The sequence below is a fragment of the Gemmiger gallinarum genome (assembly GCF_014982805.1).
In the GTDB taxonomy this organism is placed as follows: domain Bacteria; phylum Bacillota; class Clostridia; order Oscillospirales; family Ruminococcaceae; genus Gemmiger; species Gemmiger gallinarum.
This window is the reverse complement of sequence record NZ_JADCKC010000002.1, coordinates 45,819-69,875: the sequence shown is the minus strand read 5'-3', so window position 1 is coordinate 69,875 and position 24,057 is coordinate 45,819. Positions and strand designations below refer to the sequence as shown.

Genomic DNA, 24,057 nt, shown 5'->3' with positions numbered 1-24,057 from the left:
GGGAGTTTTTTGCTGTCGGCGGCAGAGCTTGCCGTAGGGCAGAAAAGGGCTTACAGAGAAAATTCCCGGCCAGTTGTGCAAAGCCTACAAGGACCGCTGTTTGAAAAATGTCAAATTCGTCGCTAAAACGCTGGACGAAAGGGGAAATATGCGCTAATATATAAAAAAGATTAAGAAATTCGGGAGATTAGGAGTGTAAGGAAATGGAGCAGATACTGTTTTTTGTTGTGAGCTTGCTGGCTTCAGTGGCAGGTGCCATCTGCGGCATCGGCGGCGGCGTCATCATCAAGCCGGTGCTGGACATGGCGCATCTGGCGGATGTTTCCACCATCAGCTTTTTGTCGGGATGCACGGTGCTTTCCATGAGCTGCTACTCGGTGGGCAAATCCATGCTGGCCAAGGACAGCTCGGTGGACCTCAAGAGCGGCACCTACCTGGCAGTGGGCGCGGCCATCGGCGGCGTCTGCGGACAGCAGCTCTTCGCCCTGGTGCGCAGCCTCTTTGAAAACCAGAACACCGTGGGCGCGGTGCAGGCAGCCTGCCTCTTCCTCATCACTCTGGGTACCCTGATCTACACCATTCGCAAGGCCGGCATCCGCACCCTGAATGTACAGGGCCTTGTCCCCAGTGTGCTCATCGGCCTGGCTCTGGGCATCATGTCCAGCTTCCTGGGCATTGGCGGCGGCCCCATCAATCTGGTGGTGCTGGGTTACTTCTTCTCCATGCAGACCAAGACCGCAGCCCAGAACAGCCTGTACATCATTCTCTTCAGCCAGATCACCAACCTGCTCACCACCATCGTGGCGGGCAACGTCCCGGATTTTGAGATCCTCACCCTGGTGCTGATGGTCTGCGGCGGCATCGGCGGCGGCATGATCGGCCGTTTCTTCAGCCGCCGGATGGACAACCGGGCGGTGGACAAGCTGTTCATCGGCCTGATGATCGTTATTATGGGCATCAGCGTCTGGAACACCTGCCGCTATTCCGGCATCGTGATGTGATCGCCCGATAACCACGAAAATGATAAATGCCCCGGGACACGGTCTGAGCCGTATGCCGGGGCGCTTTTTGTGCCGTATTCTGTGGAAATGTGGAAAACTTCTCAGCCTTTGGCCGGGCGCTGGGCCTTGGCGGTCATCCGCTCCACCGTCAGGCGGAGGATGACGGTGTGCTTCTTCCAAGTTTCATTGAAGGGCAGGCCGCTGCCGCCGTAGTGGGCCATAAGGGCGGGCAGTGCCCGGGGCGCCTCCTCAGGGGTAAGACGCTCCAAGCGCCCACAGCCGATGACGCTCTCGTATTCCATGGACCAGTCGCAGGCGTCGGGACCGGTGATAATCCTGTGGGCGCCGTCCATCTCAAAGGAGGCGCGGCAGTCCCGGGCGATCAGGTCGTATTTGGTGCCCTCCGCCGCCCCGTGAAAGTAAAGGTACAAAGTGCCGTCCGCCTCCTCCATGCCGAAGTTGAGGGGCAGCAGATAGGGGTAGCCGTCGCTGCCGTTGAGGGCCAGCCGGCAAACGTCGCACCGGCCCATGATGTCCAGCATCTCCTGCCGGTCGGTGATTTCGCGGTCTTTTCTGCGCATGAAAGCTCATCCTTTCCGGGTATTATCCTCACAGCGGGGCAGGGTGAAGGTGAAGCTGCTGCCCCGGCCAGGGAAGCTTTCCACCGCGATGGTGCCGCCGTGGGCCTCCACGATCCATTTGACCATGGAAAGTCCCAGCCCGGCCCCCTTGCCGCTGTGGGAGGGGTCCGCCTGCCAGAACCGCCGCCAGATCTTGTCCAGGTCCTCCCGGGCAATGCCGATGCCGTCGTCGGCCACAGTGCCGGTGACGGTATCCCCCATAGCGGTGAGGGTGAGGTTCAGGTGGCCGTTCACCCGGCCGTACTTGATGCCGTTTTCCATGAGGTTGATGAGCATCCGCATAAGCAGCGTCTCGTCGCCGCAGACCATAACGCCGGGCTGGATGTCTGCCCTCACCGTAATGCCCCGGGCGTCGGCCAGCTCCTGCTGCTCTTCCGCCACCGCCTCGGCCAGGCTGCTCATGTCAAAGGGCTCCTTGTGGAGCACCTGCCGTCCGCTGTCCGCCCGGGCCAGCATGAGCAGCTGGGACAGCATGCCGGCCATCTTTTCCGCCTGCTTCTGGATGGAGCGCAGGGCGGCGCGGGTCTCGGCAGGGGAGCGGTCCTCCTCCAGAGCGTCCTCGCACTGGGACAGGATGACCGCTGTGGGGGTGCGCAGCTCGTGGGAGGCATCGGAGACGAACTGCTTTTCGCTGTCAAAGGCGGCTTCCAGACGGCCGAACATCCGGTCGAACTCGTCGGCCAGCACATGCACGTCGTCCCTGCCGGGACCCAGGGCGATGCGCCGGGACAGGTCGTTGCCCTGCCCGATCTCCCGGGCGGTCTGGGTGATCTGCCGCACCGGCAAAAGCGCCCGGCGGGTCAGCCAGTAGCCCCCCGCCGCGGCCAGCAGGATATAGAAGGGAAAGACGATGCCTGCCAGCCGCAGCAGTGCCGTGATGGTGGAGTCCACCTCATCCACAGCGGCCACCGTCCGCACCCAGACACTGATGCCGTCAATGGTCTGGCAGGCATCGTAGACATACCATTTGCCGCCTGAGTCGGTGACCTCCCGCAGGGTGGAGTCGGCAAACACCACCGAGTTGTCAAACCGGCGGGGGACTGCACCGTACAGCGGCAGGCCCTGGGCGTCGTATACCGAGAGGTAGACGCCCTCCCGGAAATATTCCAGATCGTTATCTACTTCGGCGCCGTCGCTGCGGATGTGGATATCGCTCCAGGAGGCCTCGGCCATGTCGGTCATACGGCCCTTGGTGGCGGCCAGCGCCGACTGCCCGCCCATATAAAAGAGGAACACCAGACCGGTGGCCGCCAGCGCCACCATGAGCACCGTGAACCACAGAGTGACCCGCAGCTGGATGGAAAACCGTTTCATGCTTCCTCCCGCAAAACATAGCCCGCTCCGCGCACTGTGTGGATCAGTTTGGGCGAGTGTCCATCGTCCAGTTTTTTGCGCAGATAGCGGATGTAAACATCCACCACGTTGGAGGAGCCCTCATAATCATAGTTCCAGATGTGGCGGCAGATCTTGTCCCGGGACAAAACGACGCCCTGATTGCGGATGAGATATTCCAGAATATCAAACTCCCGGGCGGACAGGGCGATGGACTCGCCGCCCCGCTGCACCGTTCGGGCGGAACAGTCCACCACCAGGTCCGCCGCCGTGAACACATCGCTGACGCTGCCGCTGCTGCGCCGCAAAAGCACCCGCAGCCGGGCCAGCAGCTCGTCAAAGGCAAAGGGCTTGACAAGATAGTCGTCCGCCCCCGCGTCCAGCCCGGTGACCCGGTCCTCGATGCCGCCCCGGGCGGTCAGCAGCAAAACGGGGGTGGCGTTATGCTTCGCCCGCATGCGGCGCAGCACCTCAAGCCCGCTGATGCCGGGCAGCATCACGTCCAGGACCAGAGCGTCGTACTCGGCACCACCGAGATAGTCCAGGGCATCGGTGCCGGACAGACAGGCGTCCACACTGTAGTGGGCCTGCTCCAGACGTTTCTTCAGCAGCCGGTTGAGCTCCGGCTCATCCTCTACGACCAAAATACGCAAAACGGCGGCACCGCCTTTCTCTGTTTCTGTAAGATCTGTACCTTTGGAAGGCATATCCTATTATATATGGGTCTTGTACTTCATTTTGGCATAAAAACAGGATGCAGGCAAGGGGTAAACGAAATTGTTACAGGCTGTCGTTTTGTGTTGACACGCCCGCGGCATCATGCTAGAATATATAAAATCTGTGCCGCGGCAGGCAAGCCGCGGGCAAACAAGCGAAAGGAGCGACGCCGTATATGCTGTGGGTTTCCCGTTTCCGCTATCCCAGCGGTGAGAAGAATGGTATGGCGGCGCTGTTTGGTTTCGCCGGGGTCTTGTTTTGACTTTTCCTTTCGGGGAGAAGTTTTTTTTTGCCCAAACGCCGTCAAACGGCCGCAAAACGGAGGTAATACGGATGATCGTCAAACATGCCAAGGATGTAAACGGCACCCGCTGCGACGTGTGGATCAGCGACGGAAAGATCCGCGCTTTCGGCGTGGACCTGCCCGTCCCGGAAGGGGAGCAGGTGGTGGATGCCGGGGGCCTTACCCTGATGCCCGCCTTCATTGACACCCACTGCCACTGGCGCACGCCGGGCTTTGAATACAAGGAGGACATCGCCACCGGCAGTGCGGCTGCCGCAGCGGGCGGATACACCTACGTCAACCTGATGCCCAACACCAAGCCGGTCTGCTCCAGTGCCGAGATCGCTCATGAGGTCATGGCCAAGGCAAAGGAAGTGGGCCTGTGCGACTGCAACCAGACAATCTCCATCACCAAAAACTTTGACGGCAAGACGCTGGATCATCTGCTGGAACTGCCCGACGACCTGCGCTGCATCTCGGAGGACGGCAACGGCGTCATGAACAACGCCGTTATGGCGCGGGCCTTCGCCATCGCCACCGACCGGAGCCTCATCGTCATGTCCCACGCCGAGGACCGGGAGATCAGCCCATGGGACTACCGCCTGGCCGAGAACATCGAGACGGTGCGCAACTGCCACCTGGCCCAGTACTACGGCACCCGCCTGCACATGTGCCATGTCTCCACCAAGGAGGCCATCCGCACCATCCGTCAGGCCCAGTTCAGCGGCGCCCGGGTCACCTGCGAGGTCACGCCCCATCACCTGTGGTTTGACGACAGCCGCCTGCAGTACCGTGTTAACCCGCCCATCCGCAAGGCCGACGACGTGGACGCCCTGGTGGAGGGCATCCGCAACGGCACGGTGAGCTGCATCGGCACCGACCACGCCCCCCACACTGCCGAGGATAAAGAAAAGGGCGCCGCGGGCATGGTAGGGCTGGAGACCGCCTTTGCCGTCTGCTACACCAAACTCTGCCGGGAATGCGGCCTGCCCCTGGAACACCTGAGCGCCCTGATGAGCGCCGGCCCTGCCGGCGTGCTGGGCCTGACCACCAAGGGCCTGCTGATCCCCGGCTTTGACGCCGACCTGGTGCTGGTGGACATCGACCATATGTTTACCGTGCATGCCGACGAGCTGCACTCCAAGAGCAAGAACTGCCCCTACGACGGCCAGAGCCTGTACGGCAAGGTCATGCTGACCCTGAAGGCCGGCAAGGAGACCTACCGCAGCGCCGACTTCAAGGGCTGAGGATACACACAGGAGAACAAAGGAGCTGGAAAAACAATGACCAACATGGACAAACTGTACGACAGCGTTGCAAAGAACGGCCCCGTCTGCGTGGGGCTGGACACCGAGATCTCTTACCTGCCCGAGACCGATACCGCTCTGACGGCGGGGGAGAACATTGTGGCCTTCAACCGCCGCCTCATCGATGCCACCAAGGGCGTGGCGGGCTGCTACAAGGTGCAGATCGCCTACTATGAGTCCCTGGGCATGGACGGCATGCTGGCCTACCAGCAGACCCTCAAGATGGCCCGTGCCTCCGGTCTGCCGGTCATTGCCGACATCAAGCGCGGCGACATCGCCAAGACCGCCGAGATGTACGCCAAGGCCCACTTCACCGGCGACTTCGAGGCCGACATCGTCACCCTGGCCCCCTACATGGGCCTGGACTCCATCGTTCCCTATCTGCCCTACTGCAAGGATCAGGGCAAGGGTGTGTTTGTCCTCTGCCGTACCTCCAACCCCGGCCGCATGGACTTTGAGTATCAGACCCTGTCCGACGGCCGCACCGTCTACACCATGGTGGGCGATGCCCTGACCAAGCTGGGCGCCGACTACATGGGCGAGCGGGGCTACTCTTCCGTGGGCCTGGTCATCGGCGGCACCACCGGCGAGGAAGCTGCCGAGATCCGCGACCGCTACAAGAACACCTTCTTCCTGATCCCCGGCTACGGCGCGCAGGGCGGCAAGGCCTGCGACATTGCTCTGTACATGAACAAGGGCAACGGCGGCGTGGTCAACTCCAGCCGCGGCATTCTGATGGCCTGGAAGAAGCAGCCCGGCGTTGCCTTTGACGAGGCCGCCTACAACGAATGTGTTCGTATGAGGGAGGATATCCAGAGTGAGTGCAACAAGCTGTAATGTCCGGGTGCTGCGCCAGAGCGCTCCCATGCCCGACATCCGCCGCCTGACGGTGGCTCTGCCCAAGGAGGGCCCCATGCCCAAGGCAGGGCAGTTCTATATGCTGCGCGCCTGGGCCGCCAACGAAAGCCCGGTGCTCTCCCGCCCCATCAGCGTCCACGATGTGGACACCGTCGAGGGCACCCTGACCTTCCTCTATCAGATCAAGGGCGAAGGCACCCAGAAGCTGGCCCGCCTGGCCTGGGGCCAGACGCTGACTCTTACCGGCCCCTGCGGCAACGGCTTTGATGTGGCCGGGGCTGCCGCGGCAGGCCGCGTGGCCGTGGTGGGCGGCGGCATCGGCACCGCGCCCCTGCTGCTGCTGTGCAAGGAACTGGCCGCTGCCGGCTGCAAGCCCGACCTGATGGTGGGCTTCCGGGACCAGCCCTACGGCATGGATGCCTTTGAACCCTATTGCAACAGCATCGCCATTGCCACCGACAGCGGCGCGGCAGGCCATCACGGCCTGGTCACCGACTTGCTGGACCCCAAACAGTACGACCTGGTGCTGACCTGCGGCCCCACCGTCATGATGCGCGGCGTTGCCAAACTCTGCGCGGCGGCGGGGACCCCCTGCAAGGCCAGCCTGGAGCACAAGATGGCCTGCGGTCTGGGCGCCTGCCTGGGCTGCACCTGCCACACCAAAGTGGGACCCAAGACCGTCTGCAAGGACGGGCCTGTATTTGATGCCGGGGAGGTGTTCGAGCTGTGAGTGACCTGCATGTAAACTTTCTGGGCAAAACTCTGGCCGGCCCCGTGGTCGCGGCTTCCGGCACCTTCGGCTTCGGCGAGGAATACGCCGCCATCGAGGACCTGCGCCTGCTGGGCGGCATCTCCGGCAAGGGCCTGACCCTCAACGGTCAGCCCGGCAACCGGGGCGAGCGCCTGCACGAGACCCCTTCCGGCCTGATGAACTCCATCGGCCTGCAGAACCCCGGCGTGGACCACTTCATCCAGCATGAGCTGCCGGTGATGAAACAGCTGGGCACCAGCGCCTGGGCCAACCTGGGCGGCCACAGCGTGGAGGAATACTGCGAGGGCGCCGAGCGCCTGTCCGCCACCGATGTGGACTTCATTGAGCTGAACATCAGCTGCCCCAACGTCAAGCAGGGCGGTCTGGCCTACGGTGTGCGCTGCGCCGACGCTTCCGGCGTCGTCTCTGCGGTGCGCGCCCGCTGCACCAAGCCCCTCATCGTCAAGCTCAGTCCCCAGGCAGAGAACATTCCCGACATGTGCAAGGCGGTGGAAGCTGCCGGTGCCGATGCCATCAGCCTGTGCAACACCTTCCAGGCCTGTGCCATCGATCTGGAAAAGCGCCGCCCCGTCTTTGACAACGTCTTTGCAGGCCTGTCCGGCCCGGCGGTGCGCCCCATCGCCCTGCGGATGGTCTGGCAGGCGGTGGGCGCGGTGAACATCCCCGTGGTGGGCCTGGGCGGCATCCTGACCGGAGCTGACGCCCTGGAGTTCATCATGGCCGGCGCGACGCTGGTGCAGGTTGGCACCGCCAACTTCATGGACCCCGGTGCCTGCGTGCGCATCACCAAGGAGATCGGCGCCTGGATGGACGCCCACGGCGTCAAGACGCTGGACGAGATCCGCGGCTGCGCTCGTGTTTGATTGCATAAACAGTGTATAAAACGTATATTTATTGAATAACTCATGAATAACTTGCAAGTATATGCGGGTTGTGTTAAGATAGGACCAACAATGGAACAGCGGTATGGAGGGAATTATTATGGCGAGAGATAACAAAGAAATTCTGAAAGAGTGCGAAGCGTTTCTGGAAGGTCACTTCCTGCTTTCCAGCGGCCGTCATTCCGGCGCTTACTGCCAGATGGCCTTTTTGCAGCAGTACCCCGACAAGTGCGCCGAGGTCATGGCCTCTGTGGCGGAGCAGCTGAAGGACACCGATGTGGATGTCATCGTGGGACCTGCCATGGGCGGCATCGTCTATGCCTATGAGCTGGGCCGCCAGCTGGGCAAGCGGGCCATCTTCACCGAGCGTGTGGACAACGTCATGACCCTCAAGCGCTTTGCGCTGCATCCGGGTGAGAAGTGCATCATCGCCGAGGACGTGGTCACCACCGGCATCTCCAGCCTGGAGACCAAGAAGGTCATCGAAGCCGCCGGCTGCGAGTGCCTGGGCATCGTCTGCGTCGTCGACCGCACCCGCGCCGAGGCGCCCTCTCCCATTCCCATCCTGGCCAGCGCCCTCAAGCTGGACCTGCCCAACTACCTGCCGGAGGAATGCCCCATCTGCAAGGAGGGCAAGCTCCCCCTGGTCCATCTGGGCAGCCGCAAAATGAAGGAACAGGCCAAGCAGACGCTGTAAGGTCTGCCGCCAACACAGAGGGAATCCGGATATTGCACGGTATTTTGGAAGGAAAGGTAACATGAACGCATATCTTGTTTTGGCAAACGGGATGGTCTTTGCTGGCAAAAGCATCGGCTGCCCCGGTACCACGGTGGGCGAGGTCGTGTTCGCCACCGGCATGGTGGGTTTTGAGGAAACTCTGACCGACCCCAGCTACTACGGCCAGATCATCACCCAGACCTATCCGCTGATCGGCAACTACGGCATGAACAGCGAAGATAAGGAGAGCGGCCGCATCTGGGCCAAGGGCTACATTGTGCGCGAAGCCTGCACCACGCCCAGCAACTTCCGCAGCGAGATGACGCTGGACGAGTTTTTGAAGCAGAACGGCATCATCGGCATTGAGGGCATCGACACCCGCCACCTGACCCGCACCCTGCGGGAAAGCGGCGTCATGAACGGTGCCATCACCACTGAGTTTGACCCCAATACCGACGCCGAAAAGCTGGCGGCCCTGATGGCCGAGATCAAGCCCTACGCCGTGACCCAGGCTGTCGCCACCGTCACCTGCAAGGAGCCCGAGACCTATGAGCCCACCGCCGGCGTGGCGGAAGGGGGGCAGCCCCTGCATGTGGCGCTGCTGGACCTGGGCTGCAAGAATAACATCGTGCGCTGCCTGTGCAAGCGCGGCTGCCGTGTGACGGTGCTGCCCGGCACGGCCACCGCTGCGGATCTCGCTGCCCTGAAGGCCGATGGACTCATGCTGTCCAACGGCCCCGGCGACCCTGCCGAGAACGTGGAGATCATCAAAAACATCGGCGAGATGCTGGACACCGGCATCCCGGCCTTCGGCATCTGCCTGGGCCATCAGCTCACCGCCCTGGCGGCGGGGGCCCAGACCTGCAAGCTCAAGTACGGCCACCGCGGCGCCAACCAGCCCGTTACCGAGTTTGAGACCGGCCGCACCTTCATCACCAGCCAGAACCATGGCTATGCCGTCATGGGCGAGACCCTGCCCGCCGAGGTGGGCGTGGTCAGCCATGTCAACGCCAACGACAAGACCTGCGAGGGCGTTGTCTATACCAAATGGAACTGCTTCACCGTGCAGTTCCACCCCGAGGCCAACGGCGGCCCCAAGGATACCGAATTCCTGTTCGACCGCTTTGTCGGGCGGATGAAACAAGCGAAAGGAGACCAGTGAAATGCCGAAGGATCCCAGTATTAAAAAGGTTCTGGTCATTGGCTCCGGCCCCATCATCATCGGCCAGGCGGCCGAGTTCGACTATTCCGGCACCCAGGCCTGCCGCGCTCTCAAGAGCGAGGGCATCGAGACGGTGCTGGTCAACTCCAACCCCGCCACCATCATGACCGACCCCGACATCGCCGACCATGTCTATATCGAGCCCCTGACCGCCGAGGTCATTGAAAAGGTCATCGAGAAGGAAAAGCCCGACGCCATCCTGCCCAATCTGGGCGGCCAGATGGGTCTGAACCTCTCCATGGAGCTGGCCCGCTCCGGCTACCTGGACCGCTCCGGCGTCCGGCTGCTGGCCTGCCGTCCCGACACCATCGACCGTGCCGAGGACCGTCAGCTTTTCAAAGACACCATGGAAAAGCTGCACCAGCCCATCATCCCCTCCAAGGTGGTGGAGGACCTGGACGACGCCCTGGACTTTGCCGAGGTCATCGGCTACCCCGTCATCGTCCGTCCCGCCTTCACCATGGGCGGTACCGGCGGCGGTATCTGCGAGGACCGGGAAAAGCTGCATGAGATCGCCACCAACGGCCTGCGCCTGTCTCCCATCCATCAGATCCTGGTGGAAAAGTGCATCGCCGGCTGGAAAGAGATCGAGTACGAGGTGATGCGCGACGCCAAGGGCAACGTGATCACCGTATGTAACATGGAGAACCTGGACCCCGTGGGCGTCCATACCGGCGACTCCATCGTCGTGGCTCCCAGCCAGACCCTGTCCGACAAGGAATACCAGATGCTGCGTACCGCGGCGCTGGACATCATCACCGAGCTGGGCATCGAGGGCGGCTGCAACTGCCAGTTTGCCCTCAAGCCGGACAGCTTCGAGTATGCGGTCATCGAGGTCAACCCCCGTGTGTCCCGTTCCTCGGCTCTGGCCTCCAAGGCCACCGGCTATCCCATCGCCAAGGTTGCCACCAAGATCGCCCTGGGCTACACCTTGGACGAGATCACCAACGACGTTACCGGCGAGACCTGCGCCTGCTTTGAGCCGGCTCTGGACTACGTGGTCGTCAAATATCCCAAGTGGCCCTTTGACAAGTTCGTCTACGCGGACAAGTCCCTGGGCACCCAGATGATGGCCACCGGCGAGGTCATGGCCATCGGCAACAACTTCGAGCACGCCATGATGAAGGCGGTCTCCTCCACCGAGCTGGGCATGGACACCCTGACCCTGCCTGCCTTTGAGGAAATGTCCACCGAGGACATCATCGAGCACCTGCATGTGCAGGACTCCGAGCGCGCCTTCTGCGTGTACGAGGCCCTCAAGCGGGGTGTGCCCCACCAGACCATCTACGACATCACCAAGATCGACTGGTGGTTTTTGGACAAGATGCAGCATCTGGCCAATCTGGAGCTGGGCCTCAAGGAAGGCGAGCTGACCAAAGAGAAGTACCTGGAGGCCAAGAAGTACGGCTTCCTGGACAAGACCATCCTGCGCCTTTCCGGCGCCGACAAGCTGCCGGTGGAGAACTTCCGCGCCGGCTTCAAGATGGTGGATACCTGCGCCGCGGAGTTTGCCGCCAAGACCCCCTACTTCTACTCCACCTGCGACGGGGACAACGAGTCCGCCCAGTTCATTGCCGAGCACAGTGACCCCAAAAAGAAGAAGGTCCTGGTCTTCGGTTCCGGTCCCATCCGCATCGGTCAGGGCATTGAGTTCGACTACTGCTCGGTCCATGCGGTCTGGACGCTGAAAAAGCACGGCTGCGAGGCCATTCTGGTCAACAACAACCCCGAGACCGTCTCCACCGACTTCGATACCGGCGACCGCCTCTACTTTGATCCCCTCAACCCCGAGAGCGTGGACAACGTCATCGCCACTGAGAAGCCCGACGCCTGCCTGGTGCAGTTCGGCGGTCAGACCGCCATCAAACTGGCCAAGCACATGGATGAAGTGGGCCTGCCCATCCTGGGCACTCCTGCCGACGCCATCGACGAGGCCGAGGACCGGGAGCGCTTTGACGAACTGCTGGAGCGCTGCGGCATTCCTCGTCCCGAGGGCCGCACCGTCTATACCCTGGACGAGGCCCTCAAGGCAGCTCAGGAGGTGGGCTATCCCGTTCTCATGCGTCCTTCCTACGTGCTGGGCGGTCAGAATATGATCGTGGCCTACAACTCCGCCGACGTCATCGAGTATATGGGCGTCATCACCGCCCATGTGGATATGTCCCACCCCGTGCTGATGGACAAGTACATCTACGGCACCGAGTGTGAGGTGGATGCCATCTGTGACGGCGAGGACTACCTGGTCCCCGGCATCATGGAGCAGATCGAGCGTACTGGCGTCCATTCCGGCGACTCCATCTGCGTCTACCCGCCCTACGACTTCCCCCAGAAGGTCATTGACACTTTGGTGGATTACACCGGACGTTTTGCCCGGGAGCTGAAGGTCGTGGGTCTGGTCAACGTCCAGTACGCGGTGCAGGACGGCAAGGTCTACGTCATCGAGGTCAACCCCCGTTCCTCCCGCACGGTGCCCTATATCAGCAAGGTCACCGGCGTGCCCATGGTGGATCTTGCGGTCCGCTGCACCCTGGGTGAAAAGCTCAAGGATATGGGCTACGGCACCGGTCTGTGGCGGGGCGGCAAGAGCCCCTACTACGCGGTCAAGGTGCCGGTGTACAGCTTCCTGAAACTGCACGGCGTGGATACCATGCTGGGCCCCGAAATGAAGTCCACCGGCGAGGTGCTGGGCATTGCCCCCACCTTCCACGAGGCTATGCTCAAAGGCCTGGTGGGTGCGGGATACCAGTTCAAGGTCCCCGGCCCCGGTTCCTGCGTCATCATCTCGGTGAAGGACAGCGACAAGCCTGAGGCCGCCGAGCTGGCCTGGAAGCTGCACGATTACGGCTACAAGATCTACGGCACCGCCGAGACGGCCCGCTACTTCAACAGCCAGATGATCCCCTGCAGCGTCGTCCGCCAGATGAGCGGGGAGCGCCCCAACGTCATCGATCTGCTGGAAAGCGGACTGGTGGATTACATCATCTCCACCAGCCCCCATGGCCGTGATCCCCACCGGGATTCGGTCAAGTTCCGCCGCAAGGCCACCGAACTGTCCATCCCCTGCATTACGGCGCTGGATACCGCCCGCGTGCTGGTGGATACCCTGCGTGGCGACCACGATGTCAGCCGCAGTGAATTGATTGATATCAGTACGCTGCATCGCAAAAAATCCTGAGGTCGAGCAGACAATATACAGAAATCCCCGCTCCTGTGAACCCGGTTTTTATCGGAAATGACGATTTTTTGGCAGGCACCTTTGTTTTTTCAAAAAAATGCTTGCCTACATGGGTTTATTTTTCTATAATTGATTACGTTAATTCGCAGTGCTGCCGGCCGTCCCTGTAATGGGACCGGCCGGCGGCCTGTCTGCGCGAAGCGCAGGATCATAGATGGATTAGGGAGCAAAGAAAGTTTATGACAAGATCTCAGTTGATTACCAAAGTTGCGGGAAGCACCGGCATTTCGGCCGCAGAGGTCGAAACCATTATGGACGGTATTTTTGATACGATCGGTGAAACACTGAAACAGGGCGAGAAGGTCACCATTGCAGGCTTTGGCCGTTTTGAAATGCGCCAGCGCCGTACCAAGAGTTTCACCAACCCCAAGACCAAAGTTGCCAGCCAGCTGGAGCCCACTGCGATTCCTGGTTTCAAGGCGAGCGGCCGTCTGAAGGAAAAGGTCGGCAAGTAAGATCCCTACAAGACCTCCGCGTCCTCTCGCGGGGGTCCTTTTCTTAGCAGTGTCTGTGGGAGTGACAAGGGGGCGGTATAATGAACCGGAAAGAAGTAATGGAAGAGTACACCTATGCGCAAAAGCGGGGTCTCAAAGAGTATCGGGAAGCTATGTCGGCGGGGCGGTATCCCTACCTGCCCGTACTGGATGATATTCTGGAAAACGCCGATGTGGAGTCCCAGCTGCCCATGGGTCTGATCGAGATCCCGCTGGACCAGGTGGTGGGCACCAAAACGGCGGGACGTACAGCGGCATTTGCCAGTAACTTTATGCCGCTGCTGAATATTGATACCGAGTTTGCCTCCAAATGGATCAACCTTTGTCAGGCACATCTGGAGGAGGGCATCCGCGATCCCATCCGCTGCTACGAATACCTGGGCCGTTTCTACGTGCAGGAGGGCAACAAGCGGGTCAGCGTGCTGAAATACTTCGATGCCGACAGTATCTCGGCCAATGTCATCCGCATGGTGCCGCAGTATGCCGATCGTCCTCGGATCCGCAGCTACTACGAGTTCATGGACTTTTACGGCCTGAGCAAGATCTATTACCTGCAGCTGACCCAGGAGGGCGGTTATGGCCGCCTGCAGGCGATCATGGGCAAAAAGCCCGGGGAAAAGTGGACCGATGACGACCGTACCGATGTCCGCTCGCTCTATAACTGGGTCAAAAAGGCCTATGAGGCCCGGGGAGCCGGCCGGATGCGCCTGACCACCGGCGACGTGATGCTGGTACTGCTGAAGGTCTATGGCTACCGGGAAATGCTGGACAAAACTCCCGCGGAGATCGCCAAATGCCTGGACGCTGTATGGGATGATGTTCTGGCGCTGGAACGGCCGGACTCGGTCAAGCTCAGCACCAAACCGGCAGAACCGGAGGAAACGCCGCTGCTGGCGCGTATCCTGCCCGGCATCCGGAACGCGGCGCCCACCCATCTCCGGGTGGCTTTTGTCAACGAGCGTACCCCTGCCACCAGTACCTGGACCAACTCCCATGAGTTCGGCCGCACCCAGCTGGACCAGGTGTTTGAAGGCAAGGTGGAGACAGCGGCCTACAACGGTGCAGTGCCCGGCAAAAACGCCGAGCAGCTGGTGGAACAGGCCATCAGCGAGGGGGCGGACATTGTCTTTACCACCTCGCCTCAGCTGGCCGGGGCCAGTTTGCGGGCAGCGGTGCGCCACCCCGAGGTGCGTATCCTCAACTGTTCCATGGACCTGCCCTATGCCAGCATCCGCACCTATTACAGCCGGATCTATGAGGCAAAGTTCATCACCGGTGCCATTGCGGGCGCCATGGCGGCCAATGACCGGGTGGGATTTGTGGCCAACTATCCCATGCTGGGTGTGCCTGCCGATATCAATGCCTTTGCCCTTGGCGCAAGGATGGTCAACCCCCGGGTCAAAATTGACCTGCAGTGGACCTGCCTGCCCGGCGATCCTCTCAAGGTGTTTGCGGCGCGGGGCATTACGGTGGTTTCCGGCAGGGACACCCCCGCACCCGGGCGCCCCAGCCGGGAGTTCGGCATTTTCCAGATCCGCCCGGGCGGAGTGCTTCAGGACCTGGCCTCACCCTTCTGGCACTGGGGTCAGTTTTACGAACATGTGGTGCGCAGCGTGCTGAACGGAAGCTGGAACCGCGATAAATCCGGTGCCGACGGCAGCGTCATCAACTACTGGTGGGGGATGAACAGCGGCGTCATCGACGTGCTGCTCAGCCGGGAACTGCCCCATGACCTGCGCCGCCTGGCGTCTCTGCTGCGGTCGGGCATTATGTCGGGCAGCATCGATCCCTTTGCCTGCCACATTGTTGCACAGGACGGCAGCCTGAAAAATGAGGGGCTGCGGGGATTCTCGCCGGAGCAGATCCTGCATATGGACTGGCTGTGCGATGCGGTGGAAGGCCACATTCCCGCCTATGAGGAGCTGACCGAGGCATCCAAGCCGATGTACCGGGTCCAGGGCATCCATCGGGATTCCCTGCCGGAGGAGGATCGCGAAATATGAAAATCCTGGCGGTTGCAGACGAGGAATGCAAATCCCTGTGGGATTACTATAAGCCGGAAAAGCTTGCAGACATTGACATGATCGTCTGCTGCGGCGATCTCAGCGCCCATTACGTGTCGTTTCTCGCCACCATGGCGCCCATGCCGGTGATCTACGTGCATGGAAATCACGACGAAAGCTATGACTGGGAGCCCCCCGGCGGGGCCATCTGTATCGATGATGAAGTGTATGTCCACAACGGGGTGCGTTTTGTGGGGCTGGGCGGCAGCTGCCGCTACCGCAAGGGGGCCTGGCAGTTTACCGAGGCCGAGATGCGCGCCCGCATCCGCCGCCTGCGGGGCAGGATCGACCGGATGGGCGGGGTGGATGTGGTGGTCACCCATGCCCCCATGCACGGGTACGGCGATCTCAGCGACCTGCCCCACCGCGGGTTTACGGTGTTTCATGAACTGCTGGACGCCTACAAGCCGCAGCTGATGCTGCACGGGCATATCCATATGAATTACGGCGCCAACATCCCGCGGGAGCATCAGTACGGGCCTACCCGCATCATCAACGCCTACGAGCGGTTTGTGGTGGATGTGGAACCGCGGGCCGTGATCAAGCCCACGTTTTGGGAACGTTTTTTAGGGCACAAATAAGCCAGTACAATACAGCCGGGCCCATCTGCTGTGCCCGGCAGCTTGGAGGAAACAACTATGACAAAAGTCGGAGTATTGGGTGCAGGCACCTGGGGCATCGCGCTGGCGCGGATGCTGGCCGTCAACGGCAAGGACGTAACTGTGTGGAGCGCACTGCCGGAGGAACTGAAGAACCTGCGGGCAACGCGCCGCCATCCCAACCTGCCGGGCATGGAACTGCCCGAGTCGATGCACTACACCGCCGACCTGGCCGAGCTGTGTGTGAACAAGGACCTGCTGCTGTTTGCGGTGCCCTCTGTCTTTGTGCGGTCCACCGCCAAAAAGGCTGCGCAATACATTGTGGACGGCCAGCTGATCGTGGATGTGGCCAAGGGCATGGAGGAAAAGACCCTCATGTCCATGTCCGAGGTCATTGAGGATGAACTCAAAAACGTGCCCGGCCATGAGCACTGCCGTGTGGTGGCTCTGTCCGGCCCCACCCATGCGGAGGAAGTTGCCCGGGACCTGCCCACCCTCATTGTGGCGGCAGCCAAGGCGGAGCAGGACGCTAAGGAAGTGCAGAAGATCTTCAATAACCAGAACTTCCGCGTCTACACCAACACCGATCGCCTGGGCACCGAGCTGGGCGGCGCCATCAAGAATGTCATTGCCCTGTCGGTGGGCATTGCCATGGGCCTGGGCTACGGCGACAACGCCAAGGCCGCACTCATCACCCGGGGCAATGCCGAGCTCAGCCGTCTGGGGATGGCCATGGGCTGCCGTGCCGAGACCTTTGCAGGCCTGTCCGGCATGGGGGATCTGATCGTCACATGCACCAGCATGCACAGCCGCAACCTGCACGCCGGAATGCTCATCGGCCATGGCATGTCCGCCGAGGATGCCAAGGCGGAGGTGGGCCAGGTGGTGGAGGGCATCAACGCCCTGCCCGCGGCCAAACGCCTGGAGAAAAAGTACAAGGTGGAAATGCCCATTGTGGATGTGGTGGATGCCATTCTGTCGGGCAAGCTGGCCGCGCGGGACGCGGTGGCTTCGCTGATGGGCCGCAACCTCAAAAAGGAGTAAGTCCGGCGCCTTCCTGCCGGAGAAAGGATTGACATGATCAAGGCAGTATTTTTTGACATTGACGGAACCCTGGTCAGCTTTCACACCCACCGCATTCCCGACTCGGCCAAGCAGGCGCTGTGCCGCATGCGGGAGCGGGGCGTCAAGGTGTTCATTGCCAGCGGCCGTCCGCCGGTGCAGATGAAGTTCCTCAAGGACCTGGTGGATTTTGAGTTTGACGGCTATGTTGTCATGAACGGCCAGTACTGCTACGACGCCCAGGGGGTCTATCACCGGGAACATATCCCCACCGATTCGCTGCACATGCTGCTGCCCTATCTGGAGGAGACGGGGCTGAGCTGCAGCTTTGTGGAGCTGGATTATGTCTATATCAACCGCATCACCCAGCCGGTGGTGGATCTGTACGAGATGCTGGGCGGCACCGCCCGCATGGAACCCACCGACGACCCGGCCCGCTCGCTGACCCACACCACCTATCAGCTCAGTGCTTTCCTGCCCAGAGAGCAGGAGGCTGCCCTGCTGGAGCATCTGCCCGGCTGCAAGGCCGCGCGCTGGAACCCCTACTTCACCGACATCATTCCCGCCGACGGCGGCAAGCCGGTGGGTCTGCAAAAGACGCTGGAGCGCTACGGCATCCGTCAGGAGGAATCCATGGCCTTTGGTGACGGCGGCAACGATATCGATATGCTGCGCTATGCGGGGGTGGGCGTTGCCATGGGCAACGCCACCGACGATGTCAAACAGGTGGCAGACTATGTGACCGCCGATGTGGACGCGGACGGCGTTGCCCGGGCGCTGGAACACTTCGGCGTGATCTGAGTTTACAGCGTCCCTTCCGGACAGAAAGGAGCCCCCATGGACAAGCGGATGAAGCTGGCGGTGATCTCCACCAGCCGCATTGTGGCGGAGTTTTTGCAGCATCTGGACGAGATGCCCGAGCTCTCGGTCTGTGCCCTCTGCTGCCGCCCTCAGAGCCGCCCCAAAGCGGAACAGTGGGCGGCGCAGTACGGTATTCCCAACCTTTACACCGACGAAGCCGAGCTGCTGGCCGCGGGCGGTTTTGACGCGGTCTATATCGGCACGGCCAATCATCTTCACTACGACACTGCCCGGCGGGTGATGGAGGCGGGGTATTCGGTCATTCTGGAAAAGCCCTTCACCCCCACTGTCGCCGAGGCCCGCGCCCTCTTTGCTCTGGCCGACGAGAAGCAGGTCTTTCTTTTGGAGGCCATCACCACGCCCTATCTGCCGGCCTACCGCTTTTTGCAGGAGCAGCTGGACGCCATCGGTCCGGTGCGCGGGGCCATGGCCAGCTTCTGTGCCCGCAGCCGCCGCTACGACGATTACCTTCAGGGCATCTGGAACACCACCTTTGACCCTGCCTGTGCAGGCGGCGCGCTGTATGACATGAATGTCTACAACCTCCACTATCTCTGGGGGCTGCTGGGCAGCCCGGTGCAGTGCACCTACCATCCCACCCGGGGACGGGAGGGTATCGACACGGCAGGACTTGCTGTGCTGCAGTATCCGGAATTTGCGGCCGCCTGCCTGGCCGCCAAGGACTCGGACGGGGAGTGCGGCTGCGTCATCCAGGGGACTGAGGGCCGTCTTGTGCTGCACGGCGGCACCAATGCGCTGGAAGAGGTGTACAGCATCACCCGCTCCCATCGTAACGGGGGCGTTCGCACCGACGCCCCCCGGGCAGACCGCCACCGCATGGCCTACGAGTTTGCCGCCTTCGCCCGCATCCTGGCTGAACAGGACCGTCAGGCCGAGGCACAGGCACGCCGCCGTACGCTGGCAGTCATGGATATGATCGACGCCCTGCGGGCCAACACCTGCGGGTAAAACAGGATTCCGAACAATACAACAGCCGCGGAACCTTGGGGAATGGTCCCCGGAAAAGGTTTCGCGGCTGTTTCTGTGTGGATTTATGGCGGACAGGCGGTTCAGCGGCCCTTCGGCACGGCCGTTCCGGCGGTCTTGCGGCGCAGCGTGCGCAGATAGGCTTTCTGCTCAGGAGAGATGCGGTAGCTCTCGATGGCCTTCTGAATGGTCTTGTTGTGGACCCAGGGGGAAAGGCGGTTTGTTTCAAGGACCGGCAGGGTGGCCTCCGGCTGCTTGGCCAGTGCCGTGGCAAAATACCAGGCCACCATCATGTTGACGTAGTATTCCTCGCTTTGTACCGCTGCAGCCCAGTCCAGCCATTGCGGGTCAAAGTGGTCGTCCAGATAGAACTGCATCAGCATTCCCAGGGCGAAGCGGATGGTGTAAGTCCTGCCGCTGTCCAGCCAGAGGCGGATCTGCCCCGGCAGGGCGTCGGGATGGCTGCGGAAGGCGCGGGGACTCAGCAGGTCACAGGTGGCCCAGTTGTCCACGCAGGGCAGGAAATCCTCCAGCGCGGCTACCGTCTCGTCATAACCGCGCAGGCCGCAGATCAAAAGGCCGTGGAGATGGTTTTCCTCGCAATACTGGTGGGGCAGGTCGGAAAGAAACGCTGCGGCGGTTTCGGTGCCGCGGTATTCGGCAGCCAGCTTGCGCAGCAGCGGCATCCGCACCCCGATGATCTTCTCAGAAGGAAGGGTGGGCAGCAGTTTGGCGTTGAACGCCTGATACTCCCTGTCCTGCAGGGCAAACAGTCTTGTCCGGATCTCTTCAGAAGCCTGAGTCATGGCATTTTTCTCCGTTCAGTCAATGGATGCAGCGCCCGCTGCATAAGCAGGGCGGTACCGTGGGCCGTCTCACGGACCTCTCCGGTGGGCAGAAAGCCGTTATGCCGCCAGAATCCTTCGCTCTGACGGTTGCCCTGCATGCAGGCAAGGCGGACCCGGGCAAATCCCTCCTGGCGGAGGGCATCTGCCAGCCCGGAGAAGATCCGGGAGCCGATGCCCTGCCCCTGGACCGCGGCATCCACCATGAACAGCCCGATGTAGGCGGTGGCAGCATCCGGGTATCCCAGGATCAGATCCGCCACGGCGATCAGGGCGCCCTCCCGCCGGAAACCGATGAAATACTTGCAGCAAGCATCGACCCCGGGAGGCAGGGCTGCAAGATCCGCACGGATGCTGTCGGGAGTGGGAGCAGGCGGGCAATAGCGGTAGTACTGGGGATTGCCCAGGCACAGGCGGTAGATGTCCGGCAGATCGGCCCGGGTCAGGCGTGCGGCAGAAAACGGCGGACAGAGGTGCTCCAAAACCATGGCAAGGCCCTCCCTTCTGCAATGATATGGGCGGGGAGCGCGGGGCGAAGGACCGCGCGCCAGCCCGCCGGAAAGCGGCATAAAACCTGTCTGAATTATAGCATATTTCTCCTCGCCCGGGAAAGGCGGGGACGGCAAACACAACTTGCTGTACCGGATACGGGCCGGCTTTGTCCAGGCTTGTGCACAATGCCTCTTGATTTTGCCGAGCAATGAGATACAATAAGTGTTGTTATTGTAAGAATACTTACCAAAGGAGTAATTCATGGAATCGCTGCATTATCTCCTGATGAAAGCCCATTCCAATGTCAACCGGCGCATTCTGAACGAGGCTGGGGATCTTGGACTTTCCCTGGGACAGCCCAAAATCCTCGAATGCCTGATGGAGTGCGGAGAGATCAACCAGAAATCCATTGCAGCCCGCTGTGAGATCGAGCCTGCCACGGTGGGCAGCATTCTGACGCGGATGGAGCGGGACGGACTGGTCTGCCGCACCCGGCATGAGGACAACCGCCGCTCTCTCTTTGTGACGCTGACCCCCAAGGGCAAAGAACAGGGCGAACGGATGCAGGCAATCTTTGACCATGTGGACCGGGATGCAGTCAGAGGTCTCTCGGCAAAGGAAACGGCACAGCTCTGCGCATTGCTGGAACGGGTCTGCCGCACCGTGGCGGCGGACGGAAAAGAGGAATGAAACCAAATGCAAACAAAGGCTGTCAATCTGGTCAAACGGTATCTGATGCTCTGCATGGGGCTGGCCGTCATGGCCTTCGGGGTGGCGTTTTCCATCAAGGCAGGGCTGGGAACTTCCCCCATCTCCAGCCTGCCCTATGTGCTCAGCCGCCTGATTCCTTTTACAGTGGGCACCACCACCATCATGCTGCATGTCACCCTGATTTTGCTCCAGATTCTGCTGCTGCGCAAAAGATATGAACTCATCCAGCTTATGCAGCTGCCGGTGGCCCTGGTTTTCGGCTCCCTCACCGATTTTGCCGTCTGGGCACTGGACGGCGTTTCGGCGGGAAGCTATCTGGAACAGTGGCTGCTGTGTGCAGTGGGGATCCTGCTGGTGGGGATCGGCGTCAGTATGGAGGTCACCGCAAACGTGGTCACCCTGGCGGGCGAGGGCATGGTTCTGGCCGTCTGCAAGGTGTTCCCGGTCAAGTTTGGCAACGCCAAAATTGGCTTTGATGTCACCCTGGTGGTGATCGCTTCGGTGCTGTCGCTGGTGTTTCTCCATACCCTGGAAGGGGTGCGGGAAGGCACCGTGGCCGCAGCCATTCTGGTGGGCATGACCGCCCGTCAGGTCAACAAGCCCATGAAGCGGCTGGCCGACCGGCTCTTTGCCTGAGCGCTGCACATTCTGCAAAAAAAGAAGCAGCCCCGCGGGGCTGCTTCTTTTTTGCATGTAAGAGGAAAGGGGCAGGGAAGAGGCTGTCAGCCTTCCTCCTTGGAACCCATGAGCCAGGTGACCCAGGCGCCCAGAGCCGCCAGCACCAGGCCGACGATGAGCTCGGGGACGGAGAAGCCGCTGAGTGCGTCGGCAGAGTAAAGGATGGCAAAGGGGGAGGAGACGATGAGGCCGATGATGGCCGCATAGGTCTGGCAGGGGAAGCGGTTGAAGAGATATTCAATGATTTTGGCGATAAGGAAGATGCCCAGCACCACGCCGATGGCGAAGGGAACCAGCAGCAGGCAGTTGTGAATGACGCCGCCGAAGTCCAGATCCTTGAGCATGGTAACGGTGCCGGTGACCAGGGAGAGGATGGTGCTGTAATAGCCCAGAACCATCAGGACCATGCTGCCGGAAACACCGGGAATGACCATGGTGGCGCTGGCAATCAGGCCCAGCAGGAAGAGGATGATGATGGTGCCGAAGTCTATCGAGAGGGTTTTGATGGCGCCCTCGGAGCCCTGCAGCAGGGGCAGGCCGATGCCGATGGCCAGCAGGACCAGGAAGCAGATGACCTCACTGGCGCCGATGTGACGGCCGGGAGCCTTTTTCAGGTTGCGCTGCAGGCTGAGCCACAGGATGGGCAGACCGCCCAGGATCAGGCCCACAAAGGTCAGGCAGGTAGCCAGCACGTGGTTGGCCAGCAGGTATTCCAGCAAAAAGCCGAAGCCCACGATGCCGATGACCATGCCGATGCCCAGGGGGATGAGCAGTTTCAGGCTGTCTTTGAAATGCTTGAACAGGCCGGTGACAGCGCTGATGAGCTTGTCGTAGATGCCCATGGACACTGCCATGGTGCCGCCTGATACGCCGGGAATGACGTTGGCGATGCCGATGACGATACCGCGCAGGATATTCAGTACAGCATTCATAAGAATATGCTTTCCTTTCTGTGGGAGAATGTTTCAGCGGATAAGGCGGATCTGAGGGGGAAAGGAATGACCGGTTCCGGCGCAGACCCACAATTTCTAAATTTACCGTATTCCGGCCTGTGACGCAAGCCGGAAACAGGATCATTTGGCGATTTCTCGAAAATTTTCAGGAAAAAAATTCTTCGCTGCCTCGGCTCGCTCCACGACAAACAGTTTCGGAGCGAGCCGGCAAACAGCTGCTCACCGGCAAAAAGACGGCGTTCTTCCAGCCGCACAGGGGACAGGAGGAACGCTGTCCTTGTCATTGCAGATCAGTCCTGCCCGGCGGGGCACTGGTAACGTGCCTTGCCGCGGGTGGATTTGCCGTACTCAATGGCCTCGGCAGGGCAGCCGCTGAGGCAGGCCATGCAGTGGGTGCAGTGGTTGCCCCAGACCGGCCTGCCGTCCTGCATATGGATGTTGCCAAGAGGGCAGACCTTCTCGCATTTGCCGCAGGAGACGCAGGCATCGGACACGGTAAAGCGTTTGGGCTGCATGTTGAACCGGTAGAACAGGGTGTTGACCATGCCGGATTTGAGCTTGTCGGCAAAGCCTGCGGTATGCTCGGGTGCATTCTGCCCGGCCAGGATGCGGTCGGCACAGGCCCGGACGGCGGCGGGAGCGGCAGCCAGAAGCTTCTGTGTTTCCTCCTGTGTGGGCGCAGGGAAGAGGACAATATAGTTGTCCGGCATTACAATGGAGAAGGTGCCGCGGCAGGTCAGGGCTTTTTCCGCACAAAGGGTGCGGTTGGCGGCGGGGGCATTTCCTACCTCACCGCCGCAGGTCATGACGAAATAGGCATCCCGGCTGCCGGAAAAATGTGCGCTGCGAATAAAGTCGGCAAAGACGCGGGGAATCTGCCAGCAGTAGGTAGGGCAGACAAAGACCCACGGTTTGCGGGAGGCAAACTCTCCCGCGATTCCGTCGCGGATATAGTGAAAGGCGTCCACACATTCGTCCTGCAGGGCTTCTCCCAGCAGGCGGGCGCAGTAGCGGCTGTTGCCGGTTCCGGAAAAGTAAAGGATCATAAGAAGCGACCTCCTTGATAAGGCAGGCCCGGAAAACGCGCCGGACAGACGCGGCCGGACCGGGTGACGGAGAAGAGGGGACAGCAAAGCTTTACAAGCCGACTGCTCCGGTGCAATGGGGGCGGTGACGGGCGGGACGGCAGGGGGCGGATATTTCAATATTCCCGGCTGCCTGTAAAAGATTTCTATCCCGACGTTGGAATACGAGAAAAGCCCAGGCATCCCGCCCGGGCTTTTGGAACGGCACACAGTCCGCTCCGGGATGGTCGGAGTTGCATTAAAGGATCTGTGGAATTCAG

General features: G+C 61.2%; 23 protein-coding genes. 16 read left to right on the top strand and 7 right to left on the bottom strand.

What is annotated here, in order from left to right; all coding sequences use genetic code 11:
• Positions 1–203 precede the first annotated feature (203 nt).
• A complete protein-coding gene (locus INF35_RS06000; RefSeq protein WP_193500630.1) occupies positions 204–1,001 on the top strand; it encodes a sulfite exporter TauE/SafE family protein in 798 nt (265 codons plus the stop codon).
• Positions 1,002–1,102: 101 nt separating this feature from the next.
• On the opposite strand, the gene INF35_RS05995 is transcribed toward INF35_RS06000, so the two are convergent.
• Genes INF35_RS05995 through INF35_RS05985 form a run of 3 tightly spaced genes read right to left on the bottom strand, consistent with a single transcriptional unit; the run spans position 1,103 to position 3,627 of the window.
• Positions 1,103–1,582 carry a pyridoxamine 5'-phosphate oxidase family protein gene (locus INF35_RS05995; RefSeq protein WP_193500629.1) on the bottom strand — a complete coding sequence of 160 codons (480 nt, stop codon included), beginning with the start codon at positions 1,580–1,582 and terminating at the stop codon, positions 1,103–1,105.
• 6 nt (positions 1,583–1,588) lie between these two features.
• Positions 1,589–2,956 (bottom strand): sensor histidine kinase, encoded by a 1,368-nt coding sequence (locus INF35_RS05990; protein WP_193500628.1) that lies wholly within the window; start codon positions 2,954–2,956, stop codon positions 1,589–1,591.
• Entirely contained in the window at positions 2,953–3,627 is a 675-nt protein-coding gene (locus INF35_RS05985; RefSeq protein ID WP_193500627.1) for a response regulator transcription factor, read from the bottom strand. The genes INF35_RS05990 and INF35_RS05985 overlap by 4 nt, the downstream gene beginning before the upstream one ends.
• A gap of 397 nt (positions 3,628–4,024) precedes the next feature.
• On the opposite strand from INF35_RS05985, the gene INF35_RS05980 reads away from it, so the two are divergent.
• The 13 genes from INF35_RS05980 (at position 4,025) to INF35_RS05920 (ending at position 19,015) form a co-directional block, all read left to right on the top strand.
• Positions 4,025–5,221, top strand: coding sequence for a dihydroorotase (locus INF35_RS05980; protein ID WP_193500626.1), 1,197 nt, complete (start codon positions 4,025–4,027; stop codon positions 5,219–5,221).
• Between the two features lie 36 nt (positions 5,222–5,257).
• Complete coding sequence (pyrF, locus tag INF35_RS05975; RefSeq protein ID WP_193500625.1) at positions 5,258–6,118, top strand: orotidine-5'-phosphate decarboxylase; 861 nt, start codon at positions 5,258–5,260, stop codon at positions 6,116–6,118.
• On the top strand, positions 6,099–6,869 hold the full coding sequence (locus tag INF35_RS05970) for a dihydroorotate dehydrogenase electron transfer subunit (protein WP_328740489.1): 771 nt from the start codon (positions 6,099–6,101) through the stop codon (positions 6,867–6,869). Before pyrF ends, INF35_RS05970 begins: the two co-directional genes overlap by 20 nt.
• A complete protein-coding gene (locus tag INF35_RS05965) occupies positions 6,866–7,774 on the top strand; it encodes a dihydroorotate dehydrogenase (protein WP_193500624.1) in 909 nt (302 codons plus the stop codon). Before INF35_RS05970 ends, INF35_RS05965 begins: the two co-directional genes overlap by 4 nt.
• A 118-nt stretch (positions 7,775–7,892) precedes the next feature.
• Entirely contained in the window at positions 7,893–8,489 is a 597-nt protein-coding gene (gene pyrE / locus INF35_RS05960; RefSeq protein WP_193500623.1) for an orotate phosphoribosyltransferase, read from the top strand.
• A 61-nt stretch (positions 8,490–8,550) separates the two neighbouring features.
• Positions 8,551–9,672 (top strand): carbamoyl phosphate synthase small subunit, encoded by a 1,122-nt coding sequence (locus INF35_RS05955; protein WP_193500622.1) that lies wholly within the window; start codon positions 8,551–8,553, stop codon positions 9,670–9,672.
• A gap of 1 nt (position 9,673) precedes the next feature.
• Complete coding sequence (gene carB, locus INF35_RS05950; protein WP_193500621.1) at positions 9,674–12,907, top strand: carbamoyl-phosphate synthase large subunit; 3,234 nt, start codon at positions 9,674–9,676, stop codon at positions 12,905–12,907.
• Positions 12,908–13,146: 239 nt separating this feature from the next.
• Positions 13,147–13,422 carry an HU family DNA-binding protein gene (locus INF35_RS05945; RefSeq protein ID WP_193500620.1) on the top strand — a complete coding sequence of 92 codons (276 nt, stop codon included), beginning with the start codon at positions 13,147–13,149 and terminating at the stop codon, positions 13,420–13,422.
• Positions 13,423–13,502: 80 nt separating this feature from the next.
• Positions 13,503–15,464 (top strand): BMP family ABC transporter substrate-binding protein, encoded by a 1,962-nt coding sequence (locus INF35_RS05940; RefSeq protein ID WP_193500619.1) that lies wholly within the window; start codon positions 13,503–13,505, stop codon positions 15,462–15,464.
• Positions 15,461–16,105 (top strand): metallophosphoesterase family protein, encoded by a 645-nt coding sequence (locus tag INF35_RS05935; RefSeq protein WP_193500618.1) that lies wholly within the window; start codon positions 15,461–15,463, stop codon positions 16,103–16,105. The genes INF35_RS05940 and INF35_RS05935 overlap by 4 nt, the downstream gene beginning before the upstream one ends.
• Positions 16,106–16,162: 57 nt before the next feature.
• Positions 16,163–17,167: an NAD(P)H-dependent glycerol-3-phosphate dehydrogenase gene (locus INF35_RS05930; protein ID WP_193500617.1), complete on the top strand. Its 1,005-nt coding sequence runs from the start codon at positions 16,163–16,165 to the stop codon at positions 17,165–17,167.
• A gap of 33 nt (positions 17,168–17,200) precedes the next feature.
• Positions 17,201–17,986 (top strand): Cof-type HAD-IIB family hydrolase, encoded by a 786-nt coding sequence (locus INF35_RS05925; RefSeq protein WP_193500616.1) that lies wholly within the window; start codon positions 17,201–17,203, stop codon positions 17,984–17,986.
• Between the two features lie 36 nt (positions 17,987–18,022).
• Positions 18,023–19,015 (top strand): Gfo/Idh/MocA family protein, encoded by a 993-nt coding sequence (locus tag INF35_RS05920; RefSeq protein ID WP_193500615.1) that lies wholly within the window; start codon positions 18,023–18,025, stop codon positions 19,013–19,015.
• Between the two features lie 101 nt (positions 19,016–19,116).
• On the opposite strand, the gene INF35_RS05915 is transcribed toward INF35_RS05920, so the two are convergent.
• Both INF35_RS05915 and INF35_RS05910 read right to left on the bottom strand, forming a co-directional pair.
• Positions 19,117–19,839 (bottom strand): DNA alkylation repair protein, encoded by a 723-nt coding sequence (locus INF35_RS05915; RefSeq protein ID WP_193500614.1) that lies wholly within the window; start codon positions 19,837–19,839, stop codon positions 19,117–19,119.
• Positions 19,836–20,366 carry a GNAT family N-acetyltransferase gene (locus tag INF35_RS05910; protein ID WP_193500613.1) on the bottom strand — a complete coding sequence of 177 codons (531 nt, stop codon included), beginning with the start codon at positions 20,364–20,366 and terminating at the stop codon, positions 19,836–19,838. The genes INF35_RS05915 and INF35_RS05910 overlap by 4 nt, the downstream gene beginning before the upstream one ends.
• Before the next feature lie 265 nt (positions 20,367–20,631).
• Between INF35_RS05910 and INF35_RS05905 the strand changes: the two genes are divergently transcribed.
• Together INF35_RS05905 and INF35_RS05900 are read left to right on the top strand one after the other, a co-directional pair.
• Entirely contained in the window at positions 20,632–21,060 is a 429-nt protein-coding gene (locus INF35_RS05905; protein ID WP_193500612.1) for a MarR family winged helix-turn-helix transcriptional regulator, read from the top strand.
• Positions 21,061–21,066: 6 nt separating this feature from the next.
• Positions 21,067–21,717 carry a YczE/YyaS/YitT family protein gene (locus INF35_RS05900; protein WP_193500611.1) on the top strand — a complete coding sequence of 217 codons (651 nt, stop codon included), beginning with the start codon at positions 21,067–21,069 and terminating at the stop codon, positions 21,715–21,717.
• An 86-nt stretch (positions 21,718–21,803) separates the two neighbouring features.
• On the opposite strand, the gene INF35_RS05895 is transcribed toward INF35_RS05900, so the two are convergent.
• Positions 21,804–22,691, bottom strand: coding sequence for a DUF368 domain-containing protein (locus INF35_RS05895; RefSeq protein WP_193500610.1), 888 nt, complete (start codon positions 22,689–22,691; stop codon positions 21,804–21,806).
• Between the two features lie 311 nt (positions 22,692–23,002).
• Complete coding sequence (locus INF35_RS05890) at positions 23,003–23,758, bottom strand: EFR1 family ferrodoxin (RefSeq protein WP_193500609.1); 756 nt, start codon at positions 23,756–23,758, stop codon at positions 23,003–23,005.
• Between the last annotated feature and the right edge of the window lie 299 nt (positions 23,759–24,057).